Here is a 10,491-nt window from a genome sequence, read left to right on the forward strand (position 1 = left end):
GATTTTTTTCATTCCCCTTAGCGGTGAAAATCCGGAGACCAAGGCGACCGCTGACGCTTTTACACAATCGTTTCGTCCTCTCCGCTGTTTAAGTGGGATACGAAAATACATTTTTTAAACACAAAAAAGAAACCGTCCTTTGGAAAAATGGAGTTACCACGGCGTCTGCGCTTTCTGCTTCGCGTCATATATAAAGTGACGCTTGAGGTCGGATGGCATTCGCTTGCCCACAATCTATTAAACAAGCATCAATGGACCAAAAATAGAATGCAGCGATTCTCCAATAACGAGAATCGCTGTTTTTTTAACATTTGAAGCTTTTTGAACATCTGAGATCTGACTCGTCAATAGAATAGCTACTTTTGGGACTGCCCTATTCTGATGTGCCCTGCTACACTCCGGTGTCTATAGTTGGACGCTCTGAAGTCTGCTGCTTCGCCTGGTACTCCAGACCCCAATCTCTCATCAGCTTGATGATCGGAATCAGAGACCGACCGAAATCAGTCAAGGAGTACTCAACCTTCGGCGGCACCTGATGATAGACCTCACGGTGTACGACGCCATCCTCCTCCAGCTCGCGGAGCTGCAGGGTCAGCATGCGCTGGGTGATGCCGGGGCAGATGCGGCGGAATTCGTTGAACCGGACTGTGGAATCCATCATATGGTACAGCAGCACACCCTTCCATTTACCGCCGATAACATCGAGGGTGAATTCTACAGGACAAGCAAAGGCATTGCTATCAGGGCAAGTGCCGAAACCGCCTTTACGGTTGCGCATCACTTAACACGCTCCTTAGTATCATTTTGTATACTACATCACAAAAATGTGCGTACTTCTAAATGTGTTGTATATCCATTACTATAGGCATGGGAACAGGAAAACGTCAATTCCTTATCATGAACGGTACACAGAAAGGGAGTATGGAGGATGGAGAACACAAGCACAGCAACTCAAATGACGAAAGAGCAGATTTTGGCAGCCTATGAGTTCAGACATGCGACTAAGGAATTCGACAGCAGCAGAAAAATCAGCGGGGAGGATTTCGGCTTCATTCTGGAGACGGGACGTCTGTCACCGAGTTCGTTCGGCTTCGAGCCCTGGAAGTTTGTAGTTGTCCAGAACCCGGAGCTCCGTCAGAAGCTGCTGCCATACGCCTGGGGCGCGCAGAAGCAGCTTCCGACCGCAAGTCATTTCGTGCTTATTCTGGCCAGACAGCCGCGTGATCTGGCAGCTGACTCAGAATATATTCAGAGTATGATGTCGGAGGTACAGAAGCTGCCGGTTGAGATTGCAGAGGGCAAGCAGCGGGTCTACGGCGCATTCCTGAAAAACGATTTCGGCCTGGCTGGCAATGAGCGGGCGATCTTCGAGTGGGGCGCGCGTCAGACCTATCTGCCCCTTGGCAATATGATGACCGCAGCTGCGCTGATCGGCATCGATTCCTGTCCGATTGAAGGCTTCGATAAGCAGAAAATGGAGCAGCTTCTGGCCGACGAGGGGATTATGGACCCTGAACATTTCGGGCTGGCCTGCATGGTAGCCTTCGGCTACCGGAGCGGTGAGCCGCGTGTGAAGACCCGGCAGAACGCTTCGCAGGTGGTAGAGTGGGTCTAAGGGCGATAAGGCCTGCGAGCCGGAGGCTTTTATGAGGATGACAAAGAAACGGATGCTGCCCTGAGGGGTTGCATCCGTTTCTTTTTTTTTGAAATATTAGATCAATAATGAAAGTACATAGAAGAGTCGAAAACTTATTGAAAATTTGCTGAAAACTCTGCTACTCTTAGGAAGTCAGCCTGCTGCCGGTAAGCGGCTGCTTATGATCGTCATTTCAAGATTGAAGGGATTCCTGCATTATGAAAATCACCCGCATTATCGCCGAGGTCTGCTTGCTGTATGTGTTCTTCCTGGCCGGAGGCTATCTGCAAGAGCTGCTGCATTTGCCGATTCCAGGCAGTATCGTGGGACTGTTGCTGCTCTTCGTGCTGCTTTTGCTAAAGATTGTGCCCGTGAAGCTGATCGAGAACGGCTCGTCCTTTATACTGGCGTATCTGCCCATGTTCTTCATCCCGGCCACCGCAGGCATCATGAACCATCTGGATATCTTTAGCGGAAGAGGCTTGCTCTTGATCGGCATTCTCGTCATCAGCAGTGTGTTGACCATGGTTGTTACAGCACATTCCAGCCAGTGGATTGCCGCCCGCAGCGTCAAACGCTTAACACGCCGGACGTACCGTGCCCGTAATGTCCAAGGGAAGGGGAAGGAAGCATGAGAATTCTGCTGGCTGTCAGCTTCGTGCTGATGAACGTCGTGATCTATCTGGTCATGTCCATACTGTACAGACGTTACCGTCTTCCTGTCCTCCTGCCCGCGCTCACCGCAACGTTCACGGTTGTTGTGCTGCTCATGGGCTTCCATATCTCTTATGAGACTTATATGATCGGCGGCGACTGGATTAACCGCCTGCTGGGACCAGCGGTAGTATCGCTGGCTTATCCCTTATACAAACAGCGGCATGTACTGTGGAAGAATCTCCCTGCCATTCTCGGCGGAACGGTCACCGGACTTATGGTCGGAATGTTCAGCGGGCTGCTGATGGCAGCCGGACTCGGCTTCTCCAAGCTGTATGTGCTGTCCATTCTGCCCAAGTCGATTACCACCGCTGTAGCGATCCAGATCTCCAGCAATCTCGGCGGAGATTCATCGCTGACCTCCGTATTCGTCATGGTTGCCGGCTTCACGGGAGCAATCGGCGGCCCCTATATAATTAAGCTGTTCAGAATCCGCAGCGAGTCGGGGATCGGCATTGGCCTGGGCACAGCTTCCCATGCCCTCGGCACCGCTAAGGCACTGGAATACGGCGAAGAGTCGGTGTCCATGAGCTCTGTAGCCATGACTGTGTGCGCGATTGTCGGCTCCATCGCCGGACCGCTAGTCGCCTGGATCATGTACCATTAAGCTTGCAGCATTCAGTAATCAGCCGTTCACACGCAGCCGGATTACGTTCCAGGAAGCAGCCGGAAGCATTGCGCTCACCCGGCCGCCGTCTGCGGCTGCTGTTCCCCGGTTGTGCGGAAGCACATTCGACGGGTTGGAGCGGGTATTGGCCGCCTGAAGATCCTCATGCTCAAGAACCGTGTGCTGAATAACCTCTACAGCGCCGAAGCTCCGCAGATCAACCGCCAGCTCCATGCCTTTGCTCAGATGACGGTTTACTGCAAATACAGTAACCTCGTTCAGTTCCTCATTATACACACTAACCGCTTCCAGGTATGGAACGTCGGTGAAATCCTTGGAATCATATTTCGAGCTTGTAATCAGCGGGTGCAGCACCGTTCCCCGGCCGTAGATGGAGGCATGCATGTAAGGATAATAAGTGGTCTGCAGCCAGAGCGGTCCGCCGTCCTCTGTCATAATCGGTGCAATGACATTAATGAGCTGGGCGATACAGGCCATCTTGACCCGGTCTGCATGCTTGAGCAGGCTGATCAGGCAGCAGCCCACCACCAGCGCATCCTCCAGGGTATAGACATCCTCGAATTCAGGCGGTGCAATCTGCCAGTGCTGCTCGGCACGGCTAGAGCCCTGCGATTTCCACACATTCCATTCATCGAGGGACAGGTAAATCTTTTTCTTGCTTTTCTTCTTAGCCTTGATATAATCACATACTGCTGCTACGCTGTCGATGAACTGATCCATATCAAGCGATTGGGCCAGGAAATTCGCTGTATCCCCATCATTGTTATTGTAGTAAGTGTGCAGCGACAGGAAATCGACATTATCATAGGTGAGATCCAGAACTGTAGCTTCCCATTCGGCAAAAGTGCTCATGTTGCTGCCCGAGCTGCCGCAGGCGACAAGCTCCAGAGAAGGATCCACCCAGCGCATCGCTTTGGCGGTCTCATTGGCGAGTCTTCCGTATTCGACTGCAGTCTTGGCTCCGATCTGCCATGGACCGTCCATTTCATTGCCCAGACACCAGGTGCGGAATTTGTGCGGATCCTTGTAGCCATGGGAGATCCGCAGGTCACTCCAGTAAGAGCCGGAGGGATGGTTGCAGTACTCGACCAGATTCCTTGCAGCGTCGATTCCGCGTGTGCCCAGGTTCACTGCCATCATCACTTCAGAACCGGCCAGCTTGGCCCAATCGGCGAATTCATTCGTGCCTACCTGGTTAGTCTCTGTAACCCACCAGGCAAGTTCAAGAGAGCGCTTCCGTTCCGCCTTGGGTCCAACGCCGTCTTCCCAGTTATAACCGGATACAAAGTTGCCTCCCGGATAACGGATGATCGGTACGCGTAGTGCCTTGATGGCCTGGAGGGCATCGCCGCGGAACCCGTTCTCGTCAGCGGTAGGATGTCCCGGCTCATAGATTCCGCCATAGACGGCCCGGCCCAGATGTTCAATGAAGGAACCGTACAGCCTTGGATCTACCTCGGCCAGCTTGAAGTCTTTGTCGACAATCATCTTGGATTGAATGCTCATAGTTAGAAGCTCCTTTGTATTAGATTAATGAAATAGCTAATCGTTCAAGCCCGTTTATGATTACATGATACGAATTACGGGGTATACTAAGCAATAACTAATTTCAGGATTAACTTAATAACTAATTCAAAGAGCGCGGAGGGCCACCGATGTATTTAACCACAGATTCTGAATCGTTGAAGGTCTATGAAGCACTTGCCAGTGAAGTGCGGCTGCGGATCATCGATCTGCTTAGCAGCGAGGAGATGCATATTAAGGAGATTGCAGCCAGGCTGTATCTCAGCAGTGCCATTGTCAGCTCGCATGTAGCGAAGCTGCAGAAGGCCGGCATCGTCAGCTCCCAGATGAAGCGGATCGACGGGGGGACTTATAAATTCTGCTCACTTTCCGCGAATTTCTTGCAGATTAAATTATCCGGGGCCAAAGGCATCGCTCGCAAAGTAGTGGAGGTCTCTGTCCCTGTGGGCCATTACACCGATCTGGAAGCTTCCCCGACTTGCGGCATTGCCACAACGGAGAAGCTGATCGGGTATTATGACGACCCGCGTTATTTCCTGGACCCGCAGCGGGTGGCTGCCGGCATTCTCTGGTTCGCCAAAGGATATGTGGAATATAAGGTTCCAAATTATCTGTTCATGGATCAGACGGTCCAGGAGATTGAGATTTCCATGGAGATCGGCTCGGAGGCACCGAGTGTGAACGAGAAGTGGCCTTCGGATATCTCTTTTATGATGAACGGCATTTCGCTTGGCAAATGGACCAGCCCCGGAGACTTCGGCGTAATGAGAGGCCGGTTGACTCCAGCCTGGTGGAAATCGGATGTGAACCAGTACGGGCTGCTCAAGGTGCTAAGAATTAATGCAGGGGGAACTTATATAGACGGCCAGCAGATATCGGTAGTTACCATTGATCAGGTGGGCTGGCAGCAGGACCAGTGGAGCTTCAGGTTCACGGCAGAAGACACCACCCGAAGGCGGGGCGGCTTAACGTTATTCGGGCGCGGCTTCGGGAATTATGAGCAGGACATTGTGTTTCGTGTGTATTACGAATAAGAGGGACCTGTTCGCCGAATGGCAAGTGATATGGAAAAGACAAGTGAATGGATAAGACAAGTGAAAAGGATCTTTGTTCACATGAGATGTTTGCAAAAGGGGTCTGTGGGTAACTATAACTACGTAGTTCAAATCGCGTACAAGTTGCATACAAGGAGGAATTCACATGTCAGATCATTCCGGTAATGAGGCAGACATCCGCAACAAAGAGAATAAAGACGGGGATTCACTCGCAGAACGCAAAAAGATGGAGAACGGTGTGGATATTGAACCGGAAGCCGATGATTGGGAAGCCAAACCGGCCGAAACCGCTCATCCTGACCCGCTTCCTAAGAATTCGGGTGTAGGGGATTAAGGTATAAGGCTAAGGCATATGGGTAGGTCATAATAAGGCAGCATAAGGCATAAGGCATAAGGCATAAGGCATAAGGCAAATGCACGAAAGGACTGTTCCTCACGGAGCAGTCTTTTTTCTGCATCGGAAGCAGCCAATTTTACCGGACCAATGCCCGACGGAGTAGAGAAGGAACCAGGAATGTATGCGAAAAACCGAACACAATGTAATGGAATTTAGTTGATGGGCCAAATGTATGCGGAAAATCGAATACAATTTGATTTGCCGGTGAAGAAAGCAGCATCATCCTTCAAACGTTTGGTCAGGTTGTCCTTGCAAGCCAAAGGTTTGCAGCCGTATGCAAATCCGCCAGATATTCCCGTCATAACGTCCGGTTCTTAGAGGCATACTACCTCCAATTGGAAAATAATTGGGAGCGGAGGCGGGAATAACTACGATGACACCTTTACTTTTACAGAATAGTTACAGTGTAGTGGCTGCGGCAAGTCCCTATCTGTTCTATTTCACTGTCTACTCGTTCCTGGGATGGGTCCTTGAAGGCAGTTATAACCTTTACAGCACCGGGACCTTTCGCAAAGAAGGCTTCCTCAAAGGGCCATTCAAGCCCATGTACGGCTGCGCCCCCTTGCTGCTGCTGGCAGCACATGAAAATAGGCTTCCCTTTCCGTTATTCCTGCTGCTTGCGCTGATCGTCCCTTCGGCGGTTGAGTTTATCAGCGGCTGGCTGCTTAAGAGAATCTTTCGTAGACAGTGGTGGGATTATTCTGAGATGCCGTTTCAGCTGCATGGGCATATCTGCCTGAAATTCTCGCTGTATTGGTGGGGACTGTCAGTGGCTTGCATCTTCGGCTTGCAACCGTTGGTACACTTCCTGTATCTGCAAATAGAGAGGGTATGGATGCCTGTACTGCCCGTGTTCCTACTTATATTCACAGCTGATCTGCTGTGGACGTTCCGCACCCGCCGCCGCGGGCTGCAACTGCTGGATCATCTGTTGGAGTCACCGGAGCTGGGCGAAGGTTGAAGACTTAGTGAAGAGTGGGAATATGAAAATCACAAAGAATCCAAAAATATCTCCGCCTTATGGCTGGAGATATTTTTGGGTTACATAACCTTTTGCTATCACAATTGTGCGTCAGACAAGGAATATCATACAACCATGTCAAATATAGTGCTAACCCAGTTTATTCATAAACCGTGGAGCGGGAGGGCACATGAACAACTTTTTCAACAAATACAGTCGGGCTATTATAATTCTTGAAACGCTACTTATTGCGGTACTCTCACTATTGCTGATACGGGAAGTCAACAAGCCAGCCCCTCTGGTCAGGGACCAGCGGAACTTGATTACGCATTTTGATCAGCTGGATTTGGACAGAATTACAGAAATGATACATAGATTTAAGGAAGGTAAGGGAGATAACCTCACCATGCTTCAGTGGGGTGTTGACAGCGGGCCGTATATTCATGATTTCTACAACGATGGCAGGGTACTGCACTGGACGGTGGACAACAGCCGGGACTGGGCAGGCGACGGCGGGAAGATCGAATATGTGTGCAGAGCGATCCGGCTTGCCGAGACCGAGGAGTTCTATAATGTTGAGCTGACGGATTGTGAGAATCAGCCGGGTGATTTCGTGGTTCATCCGATTTCTTTCCGCAAGGATGAGCTATAGGCTGGAATTAACAATGATATAGGGACCAATTGAAATCAAGTCAGGAGGAAGCTTCATGTCAATATCTGAGTATTACCGGGAGCTGCGCGGGAAGGCCGGCAACGGGCTGTTAATGATGCCGTCCGTAGCGGCTGTAGTAAGAGATGAACAGGATCGGATTCTGCTGATCCGCAAAAAGGATGAAACCTTATGGGGCCTGCCAGCCGGAGCGGTTGAACCTGGAGAGACCCCGTCCAGGGCGCTGCGCAGAGAGGTGTTCGAAGAGACCGGCTTAATGGTTACGCCTGAACAGATTATCGGCGTATTCGGCGGTGAGAAATTCAGATATGAATATAGCAACGGGGATCAGGTAGAGTACACGGTTATTGTATTTGAATGTGTCATTGTTAAAGGCCAGCTCAGGAGCCTGGACGGGGAGGCGGAAGAGCTGAGATTCTTCAAGGAAGATGAACTGCCCGGGCTAACAATCCCTTATCCCCCGAAGCTGTTCATGCGGGATGCAGCTACGCCCAGGAAGGTTATATTTGATTGAAGTTGTATTTGATTGATGAAGGAGTAGTTACGATTGCTGATTTTGAATTTACAATCCAGAATGATCTACTGCGGTGCAGTACTGCTAGCCGCCCTGCTGGGTCTTGCGACCAGGGCATACGGGAACCAGTTGCCGCACTTTGTCAGCGAACACTTTGGGGATGCGATCTGGGCAGGGATGATTTACCTTGCCTCCCGGGTGCTGCTGATCCGGCATCCGCTATGGATGTCGCTTGTCCTTAGCCTGTGCTTCAGCTTCGGAATTGAGTTCAGCCAGCTCTATCAGGCAGAGTGGATTCTGCATGTGCGTGCTACAACCCTTGGCAGCTTGATTCTCGGCCACGGCTTCCTCTGGATTGATCTGGTCCGGTATATAGCCGGAATTCTGTTCTGCTGGACGGTTGACCAAATCTTACAAAATTGATTCTGGATTATATAGGAAGAAGAATATATATTAAGTGAGGCGATCCGGTCTGTAATAATCTGGAACAAGAATGCCGGTAATCTGCCGAATGCTGCCTGATTTGGAGATGAGTAACTGTAAATGACGAACAGCTTATTGGTAGTATGTCTGTTGACTCTGATTATTCATACGGCGGAGACCTTGTCGTATTCGGTGCGTTTTGCCGGAGTGAAGCTGAACAAGATCGCCATCGCCTTATCCCTGACCGGAATTATCGTGCTGGTCTCCAGAACCGCAAATATGGTACAAGGCCCCTTAACGGCGAAGTTCGTAGATTATGCCAAAGCTGACGACAGCTTCCCGCTGCTCAACTATCTGCGGATTATTATGCTGGCTTCTTCACTGGGGACATTGATCGCGATCGCGTTGTTTCCGACCTTCGTAGGACTGTTCGCAAGAGTGATCTCCAAGCTGGAGATCGAAGGATCTATCCCTAAGCTGCTGACGAGTGTAACGGTCAGCCAGCTCAAGAATACGCGCAAATATATCCGCAGACCGAAGGTCAGGCTGAGCAGCTTCCGTTATCTTGGAATTCCCAAGCGCTTCATTGTGATGAATGTCTTCGTGACGGCCTTCTACACGGTTGGCGTACTATCCTCGATGTATGCGGCCAAGCTGTTGCCGGCATTCAGCACTACTGCTTCCCAGGCATCGGGCCTGATTAACGGGATAGCAACGATCCTGCTGACGGTGTTCATCGATCCGCAGTTGGGAATCATTACGCATAAGGCAACCGAGAATGCGGAATACCGTGACCAGCTCGGGAAGATCTATGTACTCCTGATGGGCTCGCGCTTCTTGGGATCTCTGCTGGGTCAAGCCCTGCTGGTACCCGGAGCCTTCATTATCACCTGGCTGGTGAAGCTGCTCTGACCCTCATGAATATGCTGCTTCGGCTACTTCGGCAGCTTAAGCTCTGCGGCACGGAGCGCCGTGCTGATGTGTTGCTCCCAGCCGTACAACTGTCCGGCCATAGTACGGATCTCCTTCATCCGGTTATAAGACAGCTTCATTGCAGCCGCAGCCTGGGTAGCGTCTCCCGCCTGGACCGCGGCTTTGTAGCGCTTGTCGGCCTCGGTTCTCTCTGATTGTGCGGCTGAGAATAGCTTGTTCTGGGCGGCAATCTGCTTCTTGAGCAGGGTGATGGGGGCAAGGGCATCCTTAGCCGGCTTGTTCTTCGCGGCAGTTAACGCTTTGGCTTCTGCCAAGGCTGAGGTGGCCTTCTTCACTTCAGCCCGTGCTGCGGTAGCGGCAGCCTTAAGCTTATTGCGCTTCAGCTCAAGCACAGTGGCACTCTTCAGATTGCTTACCTTGCGGGCAGCGGTGATCTGTTTGCTGAGAGCAGTATACTGGTCCAGGAGCGGAGCATGCTTCTTCTGTACCGTTTCCGAGGCAGCCTTAAGCTTGGCGAGCTGGGCAGCATTAGTGGCTTGAAGCTGCTTGTTCACTGCGGCAAGTGCGGCGTTATTCTGCTTGCGCAATTCCTGATTCCGCTGGAGGTCAGACTTCAGCGTTGCCTGTAGACCCGTATAGTCTGTATACAGATTATGAATCTCGTCCAGCGCAGCATCCCACCCGGAATCGGCGGAGACACCGGACAAGGGAGATGTACAAAGTGACAGCAGTATCACCAGCACAAACAGCCTTCTTACAGCTCTTCCCGAGAAAGGTGTAACAACTCCCATCCCTCTCCAATTCGTCAAGCCCGTGAATCTAAACATTGCATTCAGCTCCTCTGATTGTTCATTTGGCAATAGACACAAAGAAGCACCTCCAAGAAAGGCATGAACTGCCTGTCCTGCGAGGTGCTTCTCCCGCTTAATGTGTGCTATTATGCATTTACTATAACCCCGGTGAAACTGCATAGTCAAGTATTTTTAGGAACGTTAGTTCCTGTGATGGGAATTTTATCTTCTTTTTTGTATATGAC

General features: G+C 51.0%; 13 protein-coding genes. 10 read left to right on the forward strand and 3 right to left on the reverse strand.

Annotated features, from left to right (window positions below; genetic code table 11):
* Positions 1–391: 391 nt before the first annotated feature.
* Complete coding sequence (locus NST69_RS11090) at positions 392–778, reverse strand: helix-turn-helix domain-containing protein (protein WP_340953683.1); 387 nt, start codon at positions 776–778, stop codon at positions 392–394.
* Between the two features lie 150 nt (positions 779–928).
* On the opposite strand from NST69_RS11090, the gene NST69_RS11095 reads away from it, so the two are divergent.
* The 3 genes from NST69_RS11095 to NST69_RS11105 all read left to right on the forward strand — a co-directional run bounded on the left by NST69_RS11095 (position 929) and on the right by NST69_RS11105 (position 2,957).
* The gene (locus NST69_RS11095) at positions 929–1,615 is read left to right on the forward strand and encodes an NAD(P)H-dependent oxidoreductase (RefSeq protein ID WP_342549295.1); all 687 of its coding nucleotides are present in this window, start codon (positions 929–931) and stop codon (positions 1,613–1,615) included.
* A gap of 239 nt (positions 1,616–1,854) precedes the next feature.
* A complete protein-coding gene (locus tag NST69_RS11100; protein ID WP_342549298.1) occupies positions 1,855–2,271 on the forward strand; it encodes a CidA/LrgA family protein in 417 nt (138 codons plus the stop codon).
* Positions 2,268–2,957 carry an LrgB family protein gene (locus tag NST69_RS11105; protein WP_342549300.1) on the forward strand — a complete coding sequence of 230 codons (690 nt, stop codon included), beginning with the start codon at positions 2,268–2,270 and terminating at the stop codon, positions 2,955–2,957. Before NST69_RS11100 ends, NST69_RS11105 begins: the two co-directional genes overlap by 4 nt.
* 18 nt (positions 2,958–2,975) lie before the next feature.
* Here the strand turns inward: NST69_RS11105 and NST69_RS11110 are convergent, their stop codons facing one another.
* Positions 2,976–4,484 carry an alpha-N-arabinofuranosidase gene (locus NST69_RS11110; RefSeq protein ID WP_342549302.1) on the reverse strand — a complete coding sequence of 503 codons (1,509 nt, stop codon included), beginning with the start codon at positions 4,482–4,484 and terminating at the stop codon, positions 2,976–2,978.
* 149 nt (positions 4,485–4,633) lie between these two features.
* On the opposite strand from NST69_RS11110, the gene NST69_RS11115 reads away from it, so the two are divergent.
* From NST69_RS11115 to NST69_RS11145, 7 genes are all read left to right on the forward strand, one after another.
* Positions 4,634–5,536: an ArsR family transcriptional regulator gene (locus tag NST69_RS11115; RefSeq protein ID WP_342549303.1), complete on the forward strand. Its 903-nt coding sequence runs from the start codon at positions 4,634–4,636 to the stop codon at positions 5,534–5,536.
* 166 nt (positions 5,537–5,702) lie between these two features.
* On the forward strand, positions 5,703–5,891 hold the full coding sequence (locus NST69_RS11120) for a hypothetical protein (protein ID WP_339255790.1): 189 nt from the start codon (positions 5,703–5,705) through the stop codon (positions 5,889–5,891).
* Positions 5,892–6,327: 436 nt separating this feature from the next.
* On the forward strand, positions 6,328–6,915 hold the full coding sequence (locus tag NST69_RS11125) for a putative ABC transporter permease (RefSeq protein ID WP_342549304.1): 588 nt from the start codon (positions 6,328–6,330) through the stop codon (positions 6,913–6,915).
* A gap of 406 nt (positions 6,916–7,321) precedes the next feature.
* Positions 7,322–7,567 carry a hypothetical protein gene (locus NST69_RS11130; RefSeq protein ID WP_340953669.1) on the forward strand — a complete coding sequence of 82 codons (246 nt, stop codon included), beginning with the start codon at positions 7,322–7,324 and terminating at the stop codon, positions 7,565–7,567.
* Between the two features lie 55 nt (positions 7,568–7,622).
* Positions 7,623–8,099: an NUDIX domain-containing protein gene (locus NST69_RS11135; protein ID WP_342549305.1), complete on the forward strand. Its 477-nt coding sequence runs from the start codon at positions 7,623–7,625 to the stop codon at positions 8,097–8,099.
* Positions 8,100–8,132: 33 nt separating this feature from the next.
* The gene (locus tag NST69_RS11140) at positions 8,133–8,522 is read left to right on the forward strand and encodes a DUF2809 domain-containing protein (protein ID WP_342549306.1); all 390 of its coding nucleotides are present in this window, start codon (positions 8,133–8,135) and stop codon (positions 8,520–8,522) included.
* Between the two features lie 120 nt (positions 8,523–8,642).
* Positions 8,643–9,434 carry a lipid II flippase Amj family protein gene (locus NST69_RS11145; RefSeq protein ID WP_036729737.1) on the forward strand — a complete coding sequence of 264 codons (792 nt, stop codon included), beginning with the start codon at positions 8,643–8,645 and terminating at the stop codon, positions 9,432–9,434.
* A 23-nt stretch (positions 9,435–9,457) separates the two neighbouring features.
* Here NST69_RS11145 and NST69_RS11150 read toward each other — a convergent pair whose 3' ends face one another.
* Positions 9,458–10,282, reverse strand: coding sequence for a hypothetical protein (locus NST69_RS11150; protein ID WP_342549307.1), 825 nt, complete (start codon positions 10,280–10,282; stop codon positions 9,458–9,460).
* Positions 10,283–10,491 lie beyond the last annotated feature (209 nt).

This window comes from Paenibacillus sp. FSL P2-0089, from assembly GCF_038595095.1.
Lineage (GTDB): Bacteria > Bacillota > Bacilli > Paenibacillales > Paenibacillaceae > Paenibacillus_AQ > Paenibacillus_AQ silagei.